This is a genomic window from Chitinophaga sp. (genome assembly GCF_039596455.1).
Classification (GTDB): Bacteria; Bacteroidota; Bacteroidia; order Chitinophagales; family Chitinophagaceae; genus Chitinophaga.
This window is the reverse complement of the sequence record NZ_JBCNJR010000009.1, coordinates 270,178-292,991: the sequence shown is the minus strand read 5'-3', so window position 1 is coordinate 292,991 and position 22,814 is coordinate 270,178. Positions and strand designations below refer to the sequence as shown.

General features: G+C 55.7%; 20 protein-coding genes. 12 read left to right on the top strand and 8 right to left on the bottom strand.

Annotated features, from left to right (window positions below):
• Window positions 1-190 precede the first annotated feature (190 nt).
• A complete protein-coding gene (locus tag ABDW36_RS23265; RefSeq protein ID WP_343704334.1) occupies window positions 191-979 on the bottom strand; it encodes a hypothetical protein in 789 nt (262 codons plus the stop codon).
• A 318-nt stretch (window positions 980-1,297) separates the two neighbouring features.
• On the opposite strand from ABDW36_RS23265, the gene ABDW36_RS23260 reads away from it, so the two are divergent.
• From ABDW36_RS23260 to ABDW36_RS23210, 11 genes are all read left to right on the top strand, one after another.
• Window positions 1,298-1,864 (top strand): hypothetical protein, encoded by a 567-nt coding sequence (locus tag ABDW36_RS23260; protein WP_343704333.1) that lies wholly within the window; start codon window positions 1,298-1,300, stop codon window positions 1,862-1,864.
• On the top strand, window positions 1,854-2,012 hold the full coding sequence (locus ABDW36_RS23255) for a hypothetical protein (RefSeq protein ID WP_343704332.1): 159 nt from the start codon (window positions 1,854-1,856) through the stop codon (window positions 2,010-2,012). The genes ABDW36_RS23260 and ABDW36_RS23255 overlap by 11 nt, the downstream gene beginning before the upstream one ends.
• Window positions 2,013-2,115: 103 nt before the next feature.
• On the top strand, window positions 2,116-3,018 hold the full coding sequence (locus tag ABDW36_RS23250) for a DUF72 domain-containing protein (protein WP_343704331.1): 903 nt from the start codon (window positions 2,116-2,118) through the stop codon (window positions 3,016-3,018).
• 30 nt (window positions 3,019-3,048) lie between these two features.
• A complete protein-coding gene (locus tag ABDW36_RS23245) occupies window positions 3,049-5,973 on the top strand; it encodes an FAD-linked oxidase C-terminal domain-containing protein (RefSeq protein WP_343704330.1) in 2,925 nt (974 codons plus the stop codon).
• A 109-nt stretch (window positions 5,974-6,082) separates the two neighbouring features.
• Window positions 6,083-7,543: a TolC family protein gene (locus ABDW36_RS23240; RefSeq protein WP_343704329.1), complete on the top strand. Its 1,461-nt coding sequence runs from the start codon at window positions 6,083-6,085 to the stop codon at window positions 7,541-7,543.
• Window positions 7,540-8,529: an efflux RND transporter periplasmic adaptor subunit gene (locus tag ABDW36_RS23235; protein WP_343704328.1), complete on the top strand. Its 990-nt coding sequence runs from the start codon at window positions 7,540-7,542 to the stop codon at window positions 8,527-8,529. Before ABDW36_RS23240 ends, ABDW36_RS23235 begins: the two co-directional genes overlap by 4 nt.
• A complete protein-coding gene (locus ABDW36_RS23230) occupies window positions 8,526-9,707 on the top strand; it encodes an ABC transporter permease (protein ID WP_343704327.1) in 1,182 nt (393 codons plus the stop codon). The genes ABDW36_RS23235 and ABDW36_RS23230 overlap by 4 nt, the downstream gene beginning before the upstream one ends.
• Window positions 9,685-10,875 (top strand): ABC transporter permease, encoded by a 1,191-nt coding sequence (locus tag ABDW36_RS23225; RefSeq protein WP_343704326.1) that lies wholly within the window; start codon window positions 9,685-9,687, stop codon window positions 10,873-10,875. Before ABDW36_RS23230 ends, ABDW36_RS23225 begins: the two co-directional genes overlap by 23 nt.
• A gap of 21 nt (window positions 10,876-10,896) precedes the next feature.
• A complete protein-coding gene (gene murI / locus ABDW36_RS23220; protein WP_343704325.1) occupies window positions 10,897-11,724 on the top strand; it encodes a glutamate racemase in 828 nt (275 codons plus the stop codon).
• A 32-nt stretch (window positions 11,725-11,756) separates the two neighbouring features.
• Window positions 11,757-12,269 carry a ferritin gene (locus ABDW36_RS23215; RefSeq protein WP_343704324.1) on the top strand — a complete coding sequence of 171 codons (513 nt, stop codon included), beginning with the start codon at window positions 11,757-11,759 and terminating at the stop codon, window positions 12,267-12,269.
• Window positions 12,270-12,400: 131 nt separating this feature from the next.
• Window positions 12,401-14,587: an ATP-binding protein gene (locus tag ABDW36_RS23210; protein WP_343704323.1), complete on the top strand. Its 2,187-nt coding sequence runs from the start codon at window positions 12,401-12,403 to the stop codon at window positions 14,585-14,587.
• A gap of 219 nt (window positions 14,588-14,806) precedes the next feature.
• On the opposite strand, the gene ABDW36_RS23205 is transcribed toward ABDW36_RS23210, so the two are convergent.
• The 7 genes from ABDW36_RS23205 to ABDW36_RS23175 all read right to left on the bottom strand — a co-directional run bounded on the left by ABDW36_RS23205 (window position 14,807) and on the right by ABDW36_RS23175 (window position 21,761).
• Window positions 14,807-16,033: an MFS transporter gene (locus tag ABDW36_RS23205; RefSeq protein ID WP_343704322.1), complete on the bottom strand. Its 1,227-nt coding sequence runs from the start codon at window positions 16,031-16,033 to the stop codon at window positions 14,807-14,809.
• 16 nt (window positions 16,034-16,049) lie between these two features.
• Entirely contained in the window at window positions 16,050-16,820 is a 771-nt protein-coding gene (locus ABDW36_RS23200) for a 3-ketoacyl-ACP reductase (protein ID WP_343704321.1), read from the bottom strand.
• Window positions 16,817-17,977: a Gfo/Idh/MocA family oxidoreductase gene (locus ABDW36_RS23195; RefSeq protein WP_343704320.1), complete on the bottom strand. Its 1,161-nt coding sequence runs from the start codon at window positions 17,975-17,977 to the stop codon at window positions 16,817-16,819. The genes ABDW36_RS23200 and ABDW36_RS23195 overlap by 4 nt, the downstream gene beginning before the upstream one ends.
• Before the next feature lie 10 nt (window positions 17,978-17,987).
• Window positions 17,988-18,812 carry a sugar phosphate isomerase/epimerase family protein gene (locus ABDW36_RS23190; RefSeq protein WP_343704319.1) on the bottom strand — a complete coding sequence of 275 codons (825 nt, stop codon included), beginning with the start codon at window positions 18,810-18,812 and terminating at the stop codon, window positions 17,988-17,990.
• 12 nt (window positions 18,813-18,824) lie between these two features.
• Window positions 18,825-20,171, bottom strand: a complete 1,347-nt coding sequence (locus tag ABDW36_RS23185) for a glycosyl hydrolase (RefSeq protein ID WP_343704318.1) — start codon at window positions 20,169-20,171, stop codon at window positions 18,825-18,827.
• A 254-nt stretch (window positions 20,172-20,425) separates the two neighbouring features.
• Window positions 20,426-21,286: a chromate resistance protein ChrB domain-containing protein gene (locus ABDW36_RS23180; RefSeq protein ID WP_343704317.1), complete on the bottom strand. Its 861-nt coding sequence runs from the start codon at window positions 21,284-21,286 to the stop codon at window positions 20,426-20,428.
• 40 nt (window positions 21,287-21,326) lie between these two features.
• Window positions 21,327-21,761: a nuclear transport factor 2 family protein gene (locus ABDW36_RS23175; RefSeq protein WP_343704316.1), complete on the bottom strand. Its 435-nt coding sequence runs from the start codon at window positions 21,759-21,761 to the stop codon at window positions 21,327-21,329.
• A 77-nt stretch (window positions 21,762-21,838) separates the two neighbouring features.
• On the opposite strand from ABDW36_RS23175, the gene ABDW36_RS23170 reads away from it, so the two are divergent.
• A complete protein-coding gene (locus ABDW36_RS23170; RefSeq protein ID WP_343704315.1) occupies window positions 21,839-22,786 on the top strand; it encodes a nitrilase family protein in 948 nt (315 codons plus the stop codon).
• Window positions 22,787-22,814 lie beyond the last annotated feature (28 nt).

Sequence of the window (22,814 nt, the reverse complement as noted above, 5' to 3'; positions counted from 1 at the left end):
TTCGTTTATAATTTAACCCGGAAAAACGAGAAAAGGAAACGAAAGTAGGAAAAAGTTATTTTTTACGGCGCGGAAGAGCCTGGCGGGCGCCTGCCCGCCGTACAGTTCCTGCATCATGCCGCGGGCGGCGCCCTCATCCGCAGCCGGCATATGTATGCAAAGTACCCCTTGCGGCAGCTTTTGCCGCCCGCTAGAATACCGCCAGTATCTTGGCCGCTCCTGCCCTGGCCGCTGGCTCTATTTCGCCGTACCGGCCTGTAACGCCCAGCTCTATACCTATGGCCAGCACCAGCGACTCTCCCCTGCCGGCTCCCTTGTCCAGCTGCAGGGTAACGTCTGCCGGCGCTGAAGCAGCGCCGGTGTGTTGCCATTCAGTGATGCGGTATTGCTGGTGGGCCGTTCCCACCTCTACCCGCTGAAACGTTGTGCCGTTGAACCGTACATCGCCCGCTTTTCCCAGTGAGACCAGGAAACGGACAAAAGGCGCCTTCCATGGCAGGTTGAGGCTGATGCCGGGGATCAGCCCGGGAATGGTGATGGTGGCCGTGCCCTTCCTGCGGTTGGTGTTAACGGTGAGGGGATGCCTGAACAGGCTGTCGAAAGGCATTTCCGCGTTGAAGTCGAACCCGGCCAGCATGCTTCCGTGGCGGGACAGGCTGATGCCCCGCTCGCCTCTTTTACTGGTTTTGTCCAACATCTGCATCTGCTTGCCCAGGCTGTTCAGCGCGCCTGTAAAACGAAGGTCTCCCAGGTGGTTAACCAGGAATACCGCGCTCCTGATACCTTTGGTCAGCATGGTGCAGGCCCTGAACTCCGCATTGTTTTCACGGGTGCGCGCAAGTGTGGGTGATGAATTGACCTGCTCTTTGGTAGGGCCGCCCTTACGCCTGACTACCAGTTTGTCTACGCCGCGCATTTTGTACACGCTGAAGTTGCCGAGGTTACCGGAGAAGTCGAAGGGGCCATTAAGTTTTGCCATAAGTGGTTGGTGGTTTTAAGGTGTTAACAATGTAGTTACGGTTGGCTCCTACTCAAGATACAATACGGTAAATATAAGGAAAACAATTGGTTCAGCCAGGGATAAGCCACCCCTATATAGTGGTGGCTTATGGGTGGGACATCCTTATGATATGGGTAAGACATGGGTAAGATATCCTACCTGGAACCTGCCAGGGATAAGGGCTTTTGGGTGTAAGAAAATATTGGTACGGGAGGCATTGCATGCCTGTAAAACACATACTTGTTGGTGCAGTTTGCATGGGTTGAATCCCTATTTTTGCCGGCAAATTGTTAACCCATGGCATTTGAAAAAATCTACCCGGTACGGGAAGCCGCGCAGGAGCAATCGCTGATGTATCTCTTCGTCAGCAATGGTACCGCCAACATTGTAAAAGCAATAGAATACCAGTATATGCAAGACATTGGTTTCAGCCCGCTTTTCAACCTTGGTTTCGGTGATTATGACGTGAAGACGGATACTATATCAGACCAGTGCGTGAGTAATAACGGTGACCACTACACGGTTTTTCATACCATATTAAGTACTATTCCACGGTTTTTCGAAATGCAGCCCCACGCCCTTATAGTGGTGCAGGGCAGTGATTCCGGCCAGAAGTTTGCCGACTGCTGCAAAGTCACTTGCCTTAAGGGATGCAAAGAAGTTTGCAGGAAAATCAACAGGCGGATAAATGCCTATAGATGGTATGTGGAAAAAAATTTTGAGCAACTGAATAATGCTTATACATTCTATGGCGGCGCAATGTACGAAAATGGAAACGCGACGCTTGAAGACTATTGCAAAGGGAAAGAATACAAGGCGGTTTTTTGTATGAAAAAAGGAATACCTTTAGGATATGAGAACTAAAGAAAATAAAACTGAAGAACTGGTGAAAGTACCGGATCAAGAACTACTGTCTTTAGTTGAAGAAAAACTGAAAGGCAGGGTATTGTTTCCTGAAAGCCTTGAAAGAGCTAAAGCTTTTGTCAAGAACATGACCATCATCAAAAAATAAGCTCTTTACACCAAGTAAGAAATAAGAAGGTGCATTCTGCCGAATGCGCCTTCTTTATTAAAGGCCGCTACCCATCCACCCCCAGATTCCCTAACTTCACACCATGGACTTTGGAAGAGTAGACACAGCACTGCTGAACGATATCGACTTCAAGCTCCCCGCAGAGCCGGTTTTCAACAAAACCGCCCTGCCCGGCCGCCCGGCAAAAGCCCCGGCGGTGTACCTCGGCTGCGCCAAGTGGGGCCGTAAGGAATGGGTGGGCAAAATATACCCGAAAGGCACACGGGAGAAAGATTTTCTGCAGGAGTACGTCAAACATTACAACAGCATTGAGCTGAACGCCACCCATTACAACGTAGACCCGCCCCTGCTGCGGAAATGGGCGGCCACTACCGCCGGGCGTAATTTCAGGTTCTGCCCCAAGGTGCCCCAGTCTATCAGCCACTACAGCCAGTTGACCAACGCTACCGAGGCCACCACGGCCTTCCTGGGGGAGGTATTGGCCTTCGGGGAGCAATTAGGTCCAATTTTCCTGCAGTTGAGCGATAAATTCGGCCCATCCCGCAAAAGCAACCTGTTCAACTACCTGGCCTCCCTGCCGCAAGACCTCCGGTTTTACGTGGAGGTGCGGCACCCGGACTGGTTTGCAGACCCCGTTCATAGCCGGGAGCTGTTCCAGACGCTGCGTAACCTGGGCATGGGCGCGGTTATCACGGATACGGCAGGGCGGCGTGACTGTGCCCACATGCACCTGCCCCTTGCCGGCGCCTTCATCCGGTTTGTGGGCAACAGCCTCCACCCTACAGACCATACCCGGGTAGACGACTGGGTGAACCGCCTCCAGTACTGGCTGGAACATGGGCTGGAAGAGCTGTATTTTTTCATGCACATGCATGACGAGGCCTTTTCCCCGGAGCTGACCGTGTACCTTGTAGACCAGCTAAATGCCCGCTGCGGGCTCGGTTTGGCCAAACCGGCGTTCGTAAATAATAATACCCTCTTTTAAGCTTCCTGTTTATATATTATTTTCGCAGTCATGATCAAGCGTGAAATGCTGATACAACTCGGCCGGCAGTTGCAGGGAGAGTTGTATTTCGATGATACAATGCGTACCCTCTATGCCACGGACGCATCCGCCTACCGCGAAATGCCCCTGGCAGTGGCCATACCGGAAAACGAAGAAGACATTAAAACTCTGATCCGCTTTGCCCGTGAACATAAAACATCCCTCATACCCCGTACGGCAGGCACCTCGCTGGCCGGACAGGTGGTGGGCAGCGGCATTATAGTGGACGTATCCCGGAAGTTCACTAAAATACTGGAAATCAATACAGAAGAAGGATGGGTACGGGTGCAGCCCGGCGTTATCAGGGATGAGCTGAACCTCTTCCTGAAACCTTACGGCTATTATTTCGGCCCGGAAACCTCCACGGCCAACCGTGCCATGATAGGCGGCATGGTGGGCAACAACTCCTGCGGTTCCAACTCCGTAGTATACGGCAGCACCCGGGAGCACCTGCTGGAAGTGAAGGCCCTCCTGAGCGATGGCTCCGAAGCCACCTTTAAAAGCCTCTCCCCTGACGAGTTCCATGCCAAATGTGAAGCCAATGACGGCAGCCTGGAAACGAAGGTGTACCACCAGATCCGCACCATCCTGGGTAACGCCGCCAACCAGGAGGAGATCAGGAAAGAGTTTCCCAAACCCTCCATCCTGCGGCGCAACACCGGCTACGCGGTAGACCTGCTGCTGGAAACGGCCCCCTTTACGGCCGGGAAGGAAGATTTTAACTTCTGCAAGCTGATTGCCGGCTCCGAAGGCACCCTCGCCTTCCTGACGGAAATCAAGCTTCATATAGATCCCCTGCCGCCGAAGGAAACGGGGCTGATGTGCATCCACTTTAACAATGTAGACGAGTCTCTCCGGGCAAACATCATTGCCATGCGGTACAAGCCCAGCGCCAGCGAGCTGATAGACCACTTCATACTGGAATGCACGAAAGACAATATTGAGCAGCGCAAAAACCGCTTTTTTGTTCAGGGAGACCCCGGCGCCATACTGGTGGTGGAGTTTTGCCGCAATACCAGGGAAGAGATCACAGACGTTGCAGGCAAACTGCGCGGAGAGCTGCAGGCGGCCGGGCTGGGTTACCACTTCCCCCTCCTTTTCGGGGAAGACACCAAAAAGATCTGGACGCTCCGCAAGGCGGGCCTGGGCCTGCTGAGTAACCTGCCGGGAGACGAAAAGGCCGTGCCTGTTATTGAAGATACGGCCGTGGCGGTGGAAGACCTGCCTGATTTCATTGCGGAATTTAACCAGATACTGCAGCGGTACGATCTTTTTGCCGTACACTATGCCCACGCCGGCAGCGGCGAAATTCACCTGCGCCCCATCATCAACCTGAAAACGGTGGAGGGCAACCAGCTTTTCCGCACCATAGCGGAAGAAATAGCCACTCTCGTAAAAAAATACAACGGCTCCCTCAGCGGCGAGCATGGAGACGGCCGCCTGCGCGGGGAGTTCATTGCGCAGATGATAGGCCCCCGCAACTACGAGCTGCTGCGGCAGATCAAATACACCTGGGACCCTGAGAACATCTTCAATCCCAACAAGATCGTAGACACGCCTTCCATGAACAGCATGCTGCGCTACGAGCCCGGCAAAAAGGCGCCAGATCTGAAAACGGTTTTCCATTTCCCGCATCAGACCATTTTGCAGCACGCAGAGCAGTGCAACGGCTCCGGAGACTGCCGCAAAACGCAGCTGAGCGGCGGTACCATGTGTCCCAGCTACATGGCCACCCGCAACGAGAAAGACACCACCCGCGCCAGGGCCAATATTCTCCGCGAGTTCCTCACCAACTCCACCAAGGAGAACAAATTTGACCATGACGAGATCTATGACGTGATGGACCTCTGCCTGGCCTGCAAGGGCTGCAAGTCTGAGTGCCCCAGCAACGTAGATATGGCCAAGCTGAAAATGGAGTTCCTCCAGCATTATTACGATGCTAACGGCGTGCCCTTCCGCACCTGGCTGATCGGCAACTTCCGGATGATGACCAGCCTGGCCGCTATTGCACCAGGCGTATACAACTGGCTGGTGAAAACCGGCGGCCCTTCCCGCCTCATCAAACGCATATCCGGCTTTGCCGCAGACCGCTCCATGCCCACGCTGGAAAAAAGAACGCTGCGCAGCTGGCTGAAGGCCAACCCCCAAAGCGGCGCCGGCAACGGGCGGAAAGTATACCTCTTCTGCGACGAGTTCACCAACTATAACGATACCTCCATTGGCATCAAAGCCGTGAACCTGCTGCGCAAGCTGGGGTACGAAGTAATACCCGTCAACCACCCGGAAAGCGCACGGGCATTGCTGTCCAAAGGCTTCCTGCGCAAGGCGCAAAAGATAGCGGAGAAAAATGTGCAGCTGTTCAGCAACCTCATCACGGAAAATACGCCGCTGATAGGCATAGAACCTTCCGCCATCCTCGGCTTCCGTGACGAATACCCTGACCTGGTGGGAGAACCGCTGCGCGCCGCCGCCAAAGAGCTGGCCCGCCACGTGTATATGATAGATGAATACCTTTCCCTGGAAGCAGACCTGGGCCATATTACGCCCGCCATGTTCAAACCGGGCGCACAACATATCAAACTGCACGGCCACTGCCAGCAGAAAGCGCTTTCCAGCGTGCTGCATTCCAAAAAGATACTGAGCCTGCCGGAAGGTTATTCCGTGGAAGTGATCCCCTCCGGCTGCTGCGGCATGGCCGGTTCTTTCGGGTATGAAAAGGAGCACTACGATGTGTCTCAGAAAATCGGGGAGCTGGTGTTGTTCCCCGCCGTGAGAAACGCGGCGGAAGGCACGCTCATTGCCGCGCCGGGCACCAGCTGCCGCCACCAGATCAAAGATGGTACGGGCGTGCACGCCAAACACCCGGTGGAGATATTGTACGAGGCATTAGCGTAAAGCTTATAGCGATACTGACAGCCGGAACGCCTTCAGCGCGTTCCGGCTTTTTTTTGCGGTGCTGTACCAGGCGAACAAAAGTCCGCCGCCTGCTGTTAGTAAACAGTGTATGGACCTTTCAGCAAGCACCATTGCGGCCGCCCTGTGCATGTCGGTGTTCCTTCCCCGGCCTGCGCAGGCCCAATCAGGCCAACTGACCCTTGAAGAATGTTTCAGGCTGGCCCGGCAGCGCAACATAGCGCTGGAGCAGGCCCGCCGCTCACTGAACGCGCGGCAGCACCAGCTGAAGGCCGAACAGGCTACCTACTTCCCCAAGCTGGATCTGCTGGCCGGTTACAACTACCTCAGCAGGCCGCTGGAAGTGAACCTTCAGCAGGTGAAAGACGGTATTGTGGAAGGCTCTTCCCAACAGAGCGTTTCAGCGGCCAACACCGTATACCGCGAAATTACCGGTAATGACCTCCCCCAGCCCGTGCAGGACGGTATCTACAACACCTCAAAAAACATCATTGGCGCGGTATACCCCAACTATAACCCGCCGCTGAGCAAACAAAGCTATTTCACCGCCGCCCTGGGCCTGCGGCAGCCCATTTACCTGGGCGGCAAGCTGGCCACTGCGCGCAATATTGCGGCGGCAGAGCACCAGTCAGGCATGGTGAATGTTGAGCTGGTGGAAAAACAGACAGACTTTGCCCTGGCCACTGCGTATATCCGTATCCTTTACCTCAATTCCGTGCTGCTGTCTCAAGGCCGCATTGTGGCCGCCATGGAGCGCAATGAGCGGTACGCCGCCTCACTGGTGAGCAACGAGATCATTCCGCCTTACCAGCGCAACTGGGCCACGGTGGCGCTTACTTACGCCCGCAGCCGCCAGCAGAACCAGCAGCTGGAAAAAGACAATGCCATGGTGGAGTTGAAGCGCCTGCTGCAGCTGCCGCAAGATACCGTGCTCATCATCACGGATACCCTGCAGTACCGCTCCCTGCAAAGCACCGCCCCGCCCGTTGAGTTCTGGAAAGGCAATCCCGCCTGGAAGGCGGTAGACAGTAAAATATCGCTGGCGGAAACCACGGTGAAGGCCGCCCGCTCCCTCAACCTGCCCAATATTTTCGGCATTGCCAGCCTCAATCTTTACCAGCGGGACCTGCCGGTTATTACGCCGCCCTGGCTGGTGGGCGTGGAAATGCAGTGGACCTTGTTCAGCGGCTTCTCCAACCAGCAGCGCGTAAAAGCCACCCGCATGCTGGCAGAGGAAGTGAGGCTGGCTTCGGAGAACACGCGGAACATACTGGAGGCCGGCGCTACCGTGGTGCGCAATAAAGTGACCGTGCTGGAAAGGGACCTGCAATCCCTGGCGCAGGCGCGTGACCAGGCCCGGCTCACCACCGCGCAGGTGCAGGAAAGGCTGGCCAACCAGCTCTCTTCCGTGAAAGACGTGAATGAATCGCTATTGGTGGAAGAAGAGATCGGCAAGGCTTATTACGCCGCGCTGCTGGGCTATATGCTGGCTGCGGCCGAATATTATAACATTCTTGGAACACCGCAACAAATCACGAGCCTCATACAATGAAAAGATTTTTATCACAATACTGGGCCCTGCTGATCCCCGTGATCATCCTGCTGATAGCGCTGCTTTTCCTCATGCGCGGCAATGGGGGCAGCAGCGAATCTTTCATAGGCATGGTAGATGCGGAGTATGTAGACGTGGCGGCGGAATTTCCCGGCCGGCTGGACTCCCTGCTGGTATCACGCGGAGATACCGTGAAAGAAGGACAATTGCTGGGCGTGCTGCGCACTACGGAGATCAACGCCATCCGCCGCCAGGCGGAAGCGGCCATAGAAGCCGCCTCCTCACAGGTGAAGCTGCTGGAAAAAGGCGCACGGCCGGAAGTGATCAAAAACGCAGGCAACCTCTACCACATAGCGCAGGAGCAATATGACCTGGCACGGAAAACGTATGAGCGCATGGAGCGCCTGTATAATGACAGCGTGATCTCCGGTACGGAAAAAGACCTGATCTATTTCAAGTTCCAGGCCGCCAAAAAAGAAATGGAAATAGCGCAGCTCAACCAGCAAATGCTGGAGAAAGGCACGCAGCCGGAAATCATACAGACCGCCACCGCCATCCTCAAACAGGCGGAAGAAGGTTACGCCCTCACCAAAGCGTTAACAGACAATACGCGCATCCACGCGCCTGCAAACGGCATCATTTCTTCCCTGGTGATACACCAGGGGGAAATCGTAAGCATCGGCTACCCCATGATGACGCTGCAAAAACCGATGTCTTATTTCATCCGTTTCAACATCAGGCAGGATGCCGCCGCCGCGCTCCCGCTGGGCGCCAAAGCGCGGGTAAAGGTGCCCGGCTGCCAGCCGGAAACGTTTGACGTGCAGGTATCTTCCGTAGCGCCGTCGCTTGAATTTGCCAATTGGGTGCCGGTAAAGGAGAAAGGAAAATTTGAGCTGCGCACCTTCACCATAGAATGCAAACCCGCCGATGTGGCCGCCATTGAAGGCCTGCGGCCAGGTATGACCGCAGCCCTCATCATGCCATGATACGCGCCATTTGCCAGATAACCCTCAGGGAATGGAAACGCATTCTCACCCGGCCAGACCATTGCCTGGTACTGCTGGTATTACCGCCGCTGCTCTTTTTCTTTTACGCTTACATTTATGACAAGCAGCAGGCGGAAGACCTGCCCGTGGCCATCTGGGACGAAGACCACACCCCCGTTTCCCGGCAGATCACCTTCCTGCTGGAACAAACGCCCAGCATCCACATCACGGCCGCCGTCAGCAGCCAGGATGAGCTGGAAGCGCTGATGCAGCAGCAAAAGATCATCGGCGCCATCCATTTTCCCAAAGGCATGGAAAGAGACATCAAAAGCCGCCACCCGGTAAAGGTGCCCATCTACACCAACGCCGCTTCCCTGGTGCCCGGCAAGCTCATCAACAAAGACGCCTCCACGGTGATCATCACCGCCGCTTCCGGCGTCAACCTGCAGAAGTTCATGAAAACGGGCATGCCCGCAGAAAAGGCCATGAGCCTGGTAATGCCTGTGAGCATGACCGTGTACCCCTTGTACAACCCCACCTACAATTACCAGCATTACCTGGTGCCCGGCCTCATTACGGTAGCGCTGCAAATGATGATCATCATGGTAGCGGTGCTGCTCATCAATATGGAATGGAAAGAAGGCAGCATGAACACGCTGCGTGGCATGGCCCGCAACCATGCCGGCGTGATCATCACCGGTAAAACGCTGGCCCACCTGGGCGTGGCCTGGGTCAACTTTGTGCTGGTGGCGGGCATCATCTTCCCGTTCTTTTCCCTGCAGCACCCCGGTACCACCTGGCAGCTGTTCCTGCTGTACAACCTCCTGGCGCTGGCCTGTACCGGTATAGGCATGATGATCTCCGTACTGGCGGCAGATGTAATGCTGGCGCTGGATGTAGGGCTGTTCTACACATCGCCCGCCTTTGTGTTCAGCGGCTTCACTTTCCCGCGCTGGGCCATGCCCTGGTATGACCAGTACTACGCCAGCCTGATGCCCTACACACCGTTCCTCGATGCGTTCTTCAAGGTCTATTTCATGGAGCTGCCGCTGCGTTACGCCATGCCGGAAATTATCCGCCTGCTGCTTTTCATAGGCTGCACTTTTTTTGTGGCCGTATTCTTTTTACAAATCAAACTGAATAAACAACCTGCGTATGCCGCAACAGCCAGCACATAAACCGTTCCGCCTGCTGCTGCGTGAAGCGGCGCTGGTAGCCGGAGACCACAGCCTGCTGCTCACGCTGCTGATTGCGCCGCTGCTGTACGCGTTTTTCTACGGCAGCATTTACAGCTACAAGGCGGAAGAGGAAGTGCCCATTACCGTGGTAGACGAAGACCGCACCGGCCTGTCCCGCACCCTCATCCAGCAGATCAATAATACGCAGATGGTGCATGTAACCGCTGTTACCACATTGGATGCCGCTAAAGAATCTATGTATCACGGCCACACACAGGGTTTCCTGTACATTCAGCGGGGCATGGAAAAGAAAGTTTTGTCCCTGCAGCAGGCCAACATGGTACTGGCGCTGAATGCGGCGCGGTTCCTGCCATCCAGTGATGTGCTGGGCGCCATTACCGAAGTAGGCCTCACCGTTGGCGCCGGCGTGCGCCTGCAATACCTGCAAAAGCAGGAAGGCATGAACACGGAAATTTCAGGACGGGAGGTGATGGCCGTAAAGCCTGATGCACGGCCTCTTTTCAATAACCGCACAGATTACGGTACCTTCCTGCTGCCCGGCCTGCTGGCCATGATTTTGCAGCAAACGCTGCTGCTGGGCCTGGCGGGCGGCACGGCGGCGGAAAGGCAGCGCAATACTTTTTCCGTATGGATGCAGGCGGCAGGCAACAATCTTTCAAGAGCCCTCTGGGGCAAGGGGCTTTTTTATTTCATCCTGTTCAGCTGCTATGCCTTCTTTTTCCTGACCGTCAACTTCGGCGTGCTGGAGCTTACATTGCTGGGCAACGCCTGGGAGCTGGCGCTGGTAACCGCGCTCTTCCTGCTTTCTTTAATACCCATGGGCATTTTCACCGGCCTCCTGTTCCGTTCACAATTGTTATGCACGCAACTGCTGGCTTTCAGCACCTACCCTATTTTTCTTATCACCGGCTACACCTGGCCCATCCAGCAATTGCCAGACGGGCTCAAAGCCGCAGGCAGCCTGCTGCCTATCACGCCCTTCCTTTCGCTCTACCAGGGCATTGTACAGCAGGGCGCGCATATTGGCGACCGTTTGCCTGCATTATATCACCTTTGCATCTTGTGGTGCTTGTACACCATGCTATGTTTATGGGCCATGAAAAGGCTCACCCGCAGCACGCTTAAAACACCGCTGCCCGTTGCCTGAAAATTCCGTAATTTGCGGGCCATGAACAGCAAGCAAGGACCAATAGGCGTATTTGATTCAGGCTATGGCGGGTTAACGGTACTGAAAGAGATCGTAAAAACATTACCACAGTACGATTACATCTACCTTGGAGACAATGGCCGCGCTCCTTACGGCATCCGTTCATTTGAAACAGTGTACCACTATACGCTGGAATGCGTGCAGCACCTCTTCCGCATGGGCTGCCACCTGGTGGTGCTGGCCTGCAACACCGCCTCCGCCAAGGCTTTGCGCAGCATCCAGCAAAACGACCTGCCCAAAATAGACCCTGAGCGCCGCGTGCTGGGCATCATTCGCCCTACTACAGAAGTGGTGGGCCAATACACCCGCAGCCGGCAGGTAGGCGTTTTCGGTACTACCGGCACGGTTAACTCCCAGAGCTATCCCATAGAGATCGAAAAGTTTTTCCCTGACGTGCAGGTGTACCAGCAAGCCTGCCCCATGTGGGTACCGCTGGTGGAGAATGATGAATACAACAGCGAAGGCGCGGATTATTTCATTAACAAATACGTGCGCCAGCTGATGGTGCAGTCTGAAGATATAGACACTATCGTATTGGGCTGCACGCACTACCCCCTGCTGGCCGGCAAGCTGCAGGAGCACCTGCCGCCCGGCGTTACCCTGCTTTCACAGGGAGAGCTGGCAGCGGCCAGCCTGGCAGACTACCTGCAGCGCCATCCGGAAATGGCGGCCAAATGCAGCACCGGCGGCGGCAGAATGTTCTATACCACTGATGACACGGCCACGTTTGACCGGCAGGCCGGCATCTTTTTTGGAGAACCGGTCAGCAGCATGCATCTTGCCTTATAATTTGTATATTTAATTCAACAAGAATTATAACTATGCTAAGTAAAACTATTCAAGAAGCGCTGAACAAACAGGTGGCGCTGGAAGCAGCCTCTTCACAGGCATACCTGGCCATGGCCTCCTGGGCGGATATACAACCCGGCCTGCAAGGTGTGGCCGACTTTTTTTATGTACAGTCCGATGAGGAAAGGGTACATATGCTGAAACTGATCAAGTTTGTGAACGAGCGCGGCGGGTTTGGCATAGTACCTCACCTGGGGCAGCCCATCATCACTTTTGTATCCCTCAAAAGGGTGTTTGAAGAATTCCTGAGCCACGAGATCAAGGTGTCTGAAAGCATTAATGACCTGGTGCATATGGCCCTGCAGGAAAAAGATTATGCCACCCATAACTTCCTGCAATGGTACGTATCCGAACAGATAGAAGAAGAAAGGCTGGCGCGCACGCTGAATGAAAAGCTGGAGCTGATCGGGGAAGACAAGAGCGGCCTCTATCTCTTTGACCGTGACATACAGGCTTACCGCATGCAATCTGAAAAGAAAGGATAAGAGTATATGCAGGAGCCCCGCGCTCCTGCTCTTTTTTATCCCTTGCCATTAACAAATATCCAGCAACGCCATTAACATTTTTTATACTCCCGAAGGCTTAATTTTAAGCCTGCCATCACCTACTCCGTACCATGCAACATCATTCTCCCGGAAACCTGCGGAAAGGGAACCGTGAGCTTCTCCTCCGCTATGCCGTCATTGCCCTGCTCATCAGCGCCCTTACCATCATACTGCTTGTCCGCTTCAACAGGCAGCAGCGCTACGAGCAGCTGCATGCCGCAGTGGAAGAGCTGGCTGCCACCCGCCAGCAGAAAGACTGGATAGGGCATGCCATACAAACCATGTATGCCGCAGAAAACCATTTCCGTTTTTATACCCTCACCTATCAGAATGTTTATTTTTCCCGTTACAGTACTGCGCTGCGCGAAGTGGCGGCAGACCTCGACTCCCTGCAGCAATACAAACAACAGGGCCTTGGCGGCCTGCTGGAAGAGAAGCAGGAACAGAGCGAGATCTTCCTGGGTATCAAACGGGCCACAGATTCACTGATTGCCATGAATGCCGGCTGGGATACCACCCAGGAGCGCAGCATTGTGAAACCCGCCAGTGGTTTCCGGTTCAGTCAAAAGGTACGTACGGATACGGTATTGGCTTCCGTACCCCGGCAGCCGGTAAAACAGAAAAAGCTGCTGGGCCGTATTGCAGACGCCGTGTCAAGGAAAGGCGCCTATGCGCGTGACACTGCCCGCACGGATGTTGTAAAAACCGCTACCACTGTAACGCCTGATGAGCAAAGCAGGAAGTACAACGAGCAGCAGTTGCAAAACCTGCACAACTACTACACTAACCTGTTCAGGAACATCAGCAGCGGGCAGATGCAGCTTAACCAGCAGGAATATGAAATGGTAACGGCTAATGACCGTATGCTGAAAACTTTGCTGGCAGACCTTTACCAGCTGCGGCAGCATGAGCTGGAAACGGCCCGCCAGCGGCAGCAGACGCAAGCCGCCGGCATTAACCACCAGCTGAACGAGTGGTACAGCGATGCGCTGAACGGATCGTTGCTGATCATATTCTTGCTAGCCCTCATCCTTACGCTGCTCTACATCGGCTACAAAACCAGCGTGCGCCTCAACAGCGCCCGGCTTGACGCGCTGCGTTTCTCCAAGCTCAAGAGTGACTTTGTGTCTAACATGAGCCACGAGATCCGCAACCCGCTCAGCTCAGTGATCGGGTTTACGGAGCAGCTGAAAAAAACGAAGCTGGAAGGCGAACAGGAAGAAATGGTAGGCGCCATACAGCTCTCTTCCAGCATGCTGCTGTCTGTGGTGAACAATGTGCTGGACTTTTCCAAGCTGGAAGAAGGCAAGCTGGAACTGGCCGTTGCCCCGTTCTCCCCGCGCCAGGTAGTGGAAGAAGTGACCAGGGGCATGCACGTGCAGGCGGAGCAGAAAAACATCAGCCTGCGGGAGCGCTTCGGCTTCTCCGGCGGGGAAATGGTAGAGGGCGATGCCTTCCGTTTGAAACAGGTGCTGGTGAACCTGGTGAGCAATGCCGTGAAATTTACGCCCCGTGGCGGCACCATACTGATAGATGCCGTACTGTATGCCCGCAACGGCGGCCACAGCCTGGAAGTAGCTGTGAAAGACAGCGGTATCGGCATTGCGCCCAAACAGCTGAAACATATTTTTGAAGAGTACACGCAGCTGCGCACGCCCGTTGCCGGGCAGGAAACGCCCATCGGCTCAGGGCTGGGGCTGGCCATTGTGAAGAAGATCGTAGACCTCCACGGCGGCACGCTGGGCGTTGAAAGCAAACCCGGCGAAGGTTCTACCTTCCGCTTTTCCATTCCCTATAAAACAGCGGCCACAGTGACGGCGCCTGCAACACCGGCCCAAAGCGCTGTTCCGCTGCCTGATATTTCAAGGGCGCTGATAGTGGAAGACAATCCCCTCAACCGGCGCCTGCTGGAAATAATACTGGAACGGCTGCATATTACGCACACCACTGCCACAAACGGCGCGGAAGGCCTGAAAATGATGCAGGAGCAATACTTCGATATTGTTTTCACCGATATTTCCATGCCTGAAATGGACGGGCTGCAGCTGGTACGCCACATCCGCCGCCTGGAAGACCCGCGCAAGGCCCGCGTACCGGTTATTGCCATTACCGGCAACGCCATAAAGGAAGAGCTGGACCTCTACATGAGCTCAGGCTTCACCAGCTACATTGTCAAACCTTTCCGTGAAACGGACGTAGTGGAAAAGATCAACCTCACACGCCGCAACGGGCTGATGACCAGCCTGCAGGAGGAATAAAAAAACCACGCACGAAGCGTGGTTACAAAATTTGCCTCCCGGCTTGGTAGCAATCTTTAGGATGCCGGGCAGGCCATTAAAATTTCGCTAACAATGATGCCGGGGTAAGGCAACTTTGATGCCATAGCGAAATGTGTTTATAATTTGCTCATTATCAATACTATTCAACTTCCTTTCTTGTCCGTTTCTGCACATGTTTGTCCGGTAACGGACAAACAGCTACTCCAGGTAATCCATATCTTTTGCAAACGTTTCATCCAGCCCGCGCAGCGCCAGCAAAGCAACTGCAATGGTGAGCAGGCCCACTATGCCCGCGCTGTGCAGCACGCCCCAATAAGGTTTGAGGTAAAGGAACAGCATGGTGAGCGGAATAACGGCGCCCCTTACAAAATTGGGTACTGTGGTGGCCACCGTGGCACGCAGGTTGGTGCCGAACAGCTCCGCCGCCACGGTAACGAACAAGGCCCAGTACCCGTTGGTAAAACCCAGGAAAGCGCAGATGATGTAAAAAGTCCGTACATCCCTGTACGGCAGCAACAGGTACACGCCCACCATGAGCAGGGAAAGCAGGATGAACAGGAGGATGATCTTCTTCCTGCTTTGTACAAACTGGCTGAGCAGGCCGCTCGCAATATCTCCCAGCACCTGCCCCGCAAAAGACAACATCACCGCCTTGCCTGCCACTACGGGCGCGTTCAGCTCCATGGCCCTGCCAAACTCCGGGGAAAAAGTAATCAGGATGCCCACTACAAACCAGATGGGCAGGCCAATGGCAATACACTGCAGGTAACGCAGCAGGCGCTTGCGGTTGGAAAAGAGCCAGAGGAAATTGCCGCGCTTTACCTGCATTAGTTTTGTTTTCTGGAAAATGCCTGATTCCAGCACCCGCATGCGGAGCACCAGCAGCAGCAGGCCCAGCCCGCCGCCAATGAAGTAAGAGATGCGCCATTGGAAGAGGTCTGCCATAAAGTACGCCATAATAGCCCCTACCACGCCCAGTGTAGCCACCAGCGTAGTGCCGTAGCCGCGGATGCGCCGGGGCAGCACTTCTGTAACCAGGGTAACGCCCGCGCCCAGCTCTCCCGCCAGGCCAATGCCCGCAATGAAACGCATGGCCGCGTATTGCGGCACGGACTGAACAAAGCCGTTGGCAATGTTGGCCAGGGAATAGATGAGGATGGAGCCGAAGAGTACGGAGAGGCGCCCTTTTTTGTCTCCCAGCACGCCCCAGATAATACCGCCAATGAGCAGGCCGGCCATTTGCATATTGAGCAGCAGGGCGCCCTGGTGCAGCAGCGCGTCATCCTGCAGGCCGAGAGACTGAAGGCTGGGCACGCGTACCACGCTGAAGAGAAAGAGGTCATACATATCTACCAGGTACCCGAAGGCGGCTACCAGTACGGGCAGGCGCAGCAGTTCCCTGGCTGTGGAATTTTGTTCCGGCATAAGTATCTGTTGATGGTTATAACCTTGAAATGGTGAGGCCCCCGTCTATCATCACCACCTGCCCCGTGGAATAGGCCAACTCTCCCGCCGCCAGCATGGCCACGGCTTTGCCCACATCTTCCGGCAGCCCCCAGCGCGGCTGCGCCAGCAGGCCTTCGCCAATGAGGCGGTCGTATTTTTCTTTTACGCCCGCCGTCATGTCTGTAGCAATAATGCCCGGCCGCACTTCATACACGGGTACCTGGTAAGCGCCCAGCCGCAGGGCCAGCAATTGGGTTACCATGCTGAGGCCGGCCTTGGAAATACAGTACTCTCCGCGGTTGAGTGAGGCCACGGTGGCTGATATGGAAGATACGTTGATGATGCAGCCCCGGAAGCCCGGCACGCTGGTTTGCTGCCGCAGCATCCAGTTGGCGGCGGCCTGTGCCAGGAAGAAAGGGCCCTTCAGGTTCATGTTCATCACGCGGTCATAACTCTCTTCCTGCATTTCCAGCACGTCTTTCCGTTCTTTGGGCGCCACGCCGGCGTTGTTGACCAGCACATGCAGCGCGCCGTAATGCGTATTAACCTGCTCCAGCATGCGCTCCCGCTCAGCGCGCACGGCCACGTCTGCCTGGCAGTAGATCACGTTTCCGCCGTGCTGTTTCAACTGCTCCACCACATCCGCCACGGCAGCGGGTTCCCGCACACCGTTCAGCGCCAGGTCAAAACCGCGCTGCGCCAGCGTGGCGGCAATGCCCAGGCCTATGCCGCGGGTGCCGCCGGTGATCAGGGCTATTCTTCTCATAAAGGATCTACGTTTATCCAGCAACGTTTGGCCCAGCTTTCCAGGCCTTTTTCCGCCAGCTGCACGCCTTTGGCGCCCTCCCGGAGGTCCCAGGGAAAGGGGTCGTTAACGGCTACATGGCGCAGGAACAATTCCCACTGGGTTTTGAAAGCATTGTCGTATACCTCCTGCTCGGGCACTTTGGCCCAGCCTTCCAGGAACTTCACTGGTTGCTCTATATCCGGGTTCCACACGGGTTTGGGCGTATGGCCATAGTGCTGTACATAACATTCACGCAAGCCGGCTACCGCAGAGCCCTGTGTGCCGTCTACCTGTATGGTGAGCAGATCGTCCCGGCGCACGCGCGTAGCCCATGACGAGTTGAAATGGGCCACAATACCACCTTCCAGCTCAAAGGTGGCATAGGCCGCATCATCTGCGGTACAGGCATAAGGGCGGCCCTGCTCGTCTATTCTCTCCGGAATGTGGGTGGCGCCCAGGCAGCTGACGGCCTTTACGTTGCCGAACAGGTTGTCCAGCACATAGCGCCAGTGGCAGAGCATGTCCAGTATAATACCGCCTTCGTCTTCTTTCCGGTAGTTCCATGAGGGGCGCTGTGCGGGAATGGAGTGCCCTTCGAATACCCAGTAACCGAATTCTCCTTTTACAGACAGGATGCGGCCAAAGAAGTTTTGCTGTATGAGCCGCTTTAGCTTCATGATGCCCGGGAGCCAGAGCTTGTCTTGCACTACACCGTGTTTTACGCCGGCTTCGCGGCAGAGGCGGTACAGCTCCAGGGCCGTGGCGGTATCTGAGGCGATGGGTTTTTCACAGTAAATATGTTTGCCCGCCGCTACCGCTTTACGGATGCTGGCGGCGCGGCCGCCGGTAGTTTGCGCGTCAAAGTAAACAGTGTAGTTGGGGTCTTTCAGCAGCATGTCAAGGTCTGTAGTGTAGGCGGAGATGCCGCTCTTTTCCGCCAGCTCCTGCAGGCGGGCAGGGTTGCGGCCTACCAGCACGGGGTCTGGCAGGATGAACTCGGATTCGCTCACCTTTACGCCGCCCTGGCGGATGATGGGCACTATGGAGCGCAGCAGGTGCTGGTTGGTGCCCATACGGCCGGTAACGCCGTTCATGATAATGCCGATGCGGTGGACCTTTTTTGGATTGTCAGCCATAATACATATTTCAGGAATGATGTAAATACGCTTGTTTGATCTTCTGCAGGAACTGGTACTGGTTGCCGGCCCAGTATTCCGTAGAAAATATTTCCACTTCATGGAAACCGGTAAAACCGGCCGCTTCCACCCAGCCGCGGATCTTTGGAACAGGGATGCAGCCTTCGCCCATCAGCCCCCTGTCCAGCAAGAGGTCTCGTGTAGGCACGCGCCAGTCGCAAATATGAAAGGCCATCAAATGCCCGTTGCGGCCGCAGCGCATGATTTCCTGCTCCAGCGCGGGGTCCCACCAGAGGTGGTACACATCCACTGCTACCCCTACCCAGGGAGAGGCCAGTGCCTCCGCCATGTCATTGGCCTGCGCCAGGGTGTTAACGGCGGAGCGGGTGTCAGCATACATGGGGTGCAGCGGCTCTATGGCCAGCTTCACGCCGGCCGCGCGGGCCGCGGGTTCCACAGCGGCAATGCCTTCCAGTATCTGCTTGCGGGAGGTTTCCAGCGGAAGGCCTGCCGCCGCGCCGCAAACCAGCACCAGCAATGGCGCTCCCAATGCCGCCGCTTCTGCAATGGCGCGCAGGTTGTCATCTACTGCCTCCGCCCTGCCGGCAGAAGCCGCATGCGGAAAAAAACCGCCGCGGCAGAGCGATACGATCTCCAGCCCTTCATCCCGCAGCATGCGCCCGGTAGCGCGCGGGTCACGGCCTTCCAGCGCATCCCGCCAAACGGTGATGCCGCGGATGCCTTCCGCGGCATAGGCCCGCGCTGCTTCTTCTATGGGCAGCGGCTTGGTGGTGATGGTGTGGACGCACAGTTTTGAAATATCTGTTCCGCTCATGGTTGATCAACGTTACACGCAGTTAAAGAACGTATAATAAGGCTCTCCCTTCCCCATCCGCTGCACCAGCAGGGCCAGCTCGCGGATGTGATAATCTCCCCACATGCATGATTCCCCGCAGGGCACTTTGCTGCCGGGGGGCGTATAGTCCCAGCCGTTAGGCCGGTGGTAAATGGTATGCAATAATAAACCCTGGTGCCGCTCGTCTGTACTGAGATATGGCGGCTGCAGCAGCGTTTGCAGCACGGTGAGGCCGGCCTGCCGGTAACGCTGCCCCTCCGCTTCTCCCAGGTACCTGCCAAAGCGGATGAGGCCCTGCGCGGCAATAGCCGCGGCCGAGCTGTCTACCGGTTCATAGTCGTTAAACGGGTTGGCCGGCTGGTCGAGATAGTTGTGAAGACGGGCCAGGCCGGGAGCGCCGGTATCCCAATAAGGTATGCCGTCTGCGGGCGTTTGATGTATGTAGAATTCACAGGTGGCGCGCGCCGCCTTTTCCATCCAGGCCAGTTCCTCGGCTGGGATTTTGCCGGCAAGGAACTCCAGCTCTTCGGCAAAACCCAGTATGGCCCATGCCAGCCCGCGCGTCCAGGTAGTGAAGCCGGAGTAGCCCTGTTGCGCGTTGGGAGCGCGGAAGTTCCCGTCGTTCGTATTGAATATGCACTCATGCGCCGTTCTGCCTGGCAATACATCATAAGCATCCCTTCCTTCGCCGTAATAAATATTAAAACGGGCGGTAGCCTTCATATGCTGTATGGCGCGCTCCCGCAGGTTGATGCGTACATCGTTCTCCGCCTGCAGCGCATGGCCCAGCGCATCACTCAGCATCAGTATGCGGCAGGAGCGCATGGTGTCTACAAACAGGGAATGCGGGCCGTTGAAGGAATAGATGAAACCACCGCCGCCGCTGATGCCCGTCCACCGTGCCGCCTGCACGGCGCCTGACACTTTCAGGGCCAGCTCGTACAACTGCTGCTCCCGCTCGTTGTGCGGGATGCGCTGCTCTTTCATGAGCCGCAGCAGGTTGCCATAGGTGCTGACATTGTTGAAGCCATGGTCATGTACGCCGGTATGGCTCAGGTGCGGGGCCATGGCGGCTATGGTGCTGTTGCGCCCTATGTGGAGAAACTGCTCGTCTCCGGTAGCGTCAAACTGTAAAATGGCGGAGCCGTACTGGAAACCTTGCGTCCATTCCGTCCAGCCGCGGGTAGTGTACTTCCCTTCCCGCGTGAATACGGGAGCGCCCTGCGCCGTGTTATAATCTTTTTCCAGTTGGGTGATCTTGGCGGCGGAGAGTTGCCAGAATTGCTGCAACAGGGCCGCCAGCTGCTGAGGCTGTAATGATCCGTTGATGTTTATCATTCCGTGGAAATTTATATAGCGGCATGGTGCCGTTCTCTGCTGTTGTATTGCGCCGGTCTATAGGGGTAAAATCCGTTCTGTTGTGTCTGTTAACGGAAGATAGGGTAAAAATGTAAGGAAAAGAAGCGCATCGATGAAAAAATGCAAGCCGGGTCGGGAATGGGGCTGACGCAAGGTTGCAAGGGATCAGCCTTGCAATGGCAGACGCCGCTGCAGGTACCGGCGGTTATAACGGCCACGGCTACATTACGCCGTTATTCCTCCTTGCGCTTTGCAGCCTGTATGGTTTTCAGGTACCCGGTAGGCGTTTTGCCCATAAACCTGCTGAATACGCGGGAGAAATGACTTTGGTCTGAGAACCCTGTCATATAGGCTATTTCAGTAAGGGTATACTTTTCTTCTTCCATCAGCTTCACTGCCTTTTCTATGCGCAGCTTGCGGATGTACTCGCCAAAGCTGAGGTCTTCAAAATACCTGGAAAATTCGCGGGAGAGATAAGACGGGTTCACTTCCAGCATAGCCGCCACTTCTTTCAGGCTCAGCGCCAGGTTGGTGTCTACCTGGTCTTGTATAATGGCGGCAATTTCTCTTGCCCATTCGGGTTTCTTCTGCCGGTCACTGTAGCGCCGGGAAATAAAGTTGTGGAACACGGTCATCAGCACCTGCTCTGAATATTGCCGGGTATGTTTTTCCTGCTGCAGGTGTTTGGCCCAGCTGTACAGGGCGTCATAAATAACCATGCCCTGCTCCAGCAAGGCATGGTCATCGTGAATATTATAGGCAAGCCCCGCCGCAATGGCCCAAAGGCCGGCGGCTTCGGGGGCCAGGTGGTGCTGGTCTGTATCCGCGCCGCGCACAATAGCTGCCAGCGTGTGCAGGGCCGGGTCTTTGAGCTGATGCTTTTCCAGGAAATAGTCAAAGGTACAGCGGTCTTCATAATGGCTGTATTCCACGCCCGTTATATCAAAAGGCACGGCCTGCTCGGCTTCGGCCACGGCCAGCACGTCTTTGTCGGGCACAAATAAAAATTCGGCCTCCGCGTCAATGAACCGGCGTATGAGCCATGGGCAGGCAATCCTGTCTACTTTAGGCCGCTGCCGTGTTACCCACTTCATAACAGCATCTGTTGGTGGACTAAAAGATAATACAATTTTTCTACGGAACGGGCACCTTCACGGCCTGCCGGCCAATCAGCTTCCACTGGCCGCCATCTTTGCTCCATACCAGCATTACATACAGCTTCACATTGCCGGGCTTGCCGCCGTCATTGGTCTGCGCGGCCAGCGTATGGCGCACAATGGCCGTTGGGCCGGTGATGGCAATGGTTTGGGCGGTGAGGTCCATCGTCACAAAATCAGACTGTCCGCTCACCAGGTTGCCGATGAACTCTGCACGGTCTTCAATGCGGCCGTTGGAGTGCCCATACGTGAGGCCAGGCGCGGTGAGCTTTTCCAGGCCGGCCTTGTCTGCATCTACCATCGCTTTGCGCAGCGTTTCTACAGCTTTGGCCACGGCGGCTTCGTCTTTGGATTGGGCGGAAGCAACATTGAACAGGGAAGTAACCATAAGAAGGGCAAATAATTGTTTCATGTTTTCATTTTTGTGGAATATTCCAAATTACAAATTGTTTGGGATTGATGGGTTAAAAAATGTGTTAGCTTGCAGGTATGAAACCGTTAAAGATAGCTACAGCGCAGTTCGAGAACCGCAGCGGAGACAAACACCACAACCTCTCCGTTATCCGCCAGCTGGCCGCTCAGGCGGCGGCAGACGGGGCAGACGTTATTGCTTTTCACGAGTGTTCCATTACCGGTTATACGTTTGCCCGCCATCTTGACCGGGAGCAGATGCTTGACCTGGCGGAGGAGATCCCCTCAGGCCCCAGCGTACAGGCCCTCACCGGCATTGCCGGCGAGCTGGGCATTGCGGTGCTGGCCGGCCTCTTTGAAAAAGACCCCGCCGGCAAGCTGTACAAGGCCTATGTATGCGTAGACGGCAACGGCCTGGTAGCCAAATACCGCAAGCTGCATCCCTTCATCAACCCGCACCTTACGCCGGGAGACCGTTACGTGGTATTTGACCTGCTGGGCTGGAAGTGCGGCATCCTGATCTGTTACGACAACAATATTATTGAGAACGTGCGGGCCACCGCCATGCTGGGCGCGGATATCATATTCATGCCGCATGTGACCATGTGTACGCCTTCCACCCGCCCCGGCGCAGGCTTTGTAGACCCCGCGCTCTGGGAAAACCGGCATAACGACCCCACTTCCCTGCGGCAGGAGTTTGACGGGCTGAAAGGAAAGGCATGGCTGATGAAATGGCTGCCGGCCAGGGCATATGACAATGCGGTGTACGCCGTGTTCTCCAATCCCATCGGCATGGATGACGACCAGCTGAAGAACGGCTGCTCCATGATACTGGACCCCTTCGGGGATGTTATTGCAGAGTGCCGCAAGCTGGACAATGACTATGCCATTGCCACCATTACGCCGGAAAAGCTGCAGCAGGCCGGCGGTTACCGGTACCGGAAAGCCCGGCGGCCGGATCTGTATAAAGACATTATCGGCCAGGCCAACACGCCGGAACAAAAGGTGGTGTGGATGAAGGGCTGAACAAAAAAGGCCCGCGGCAAAGCATCCT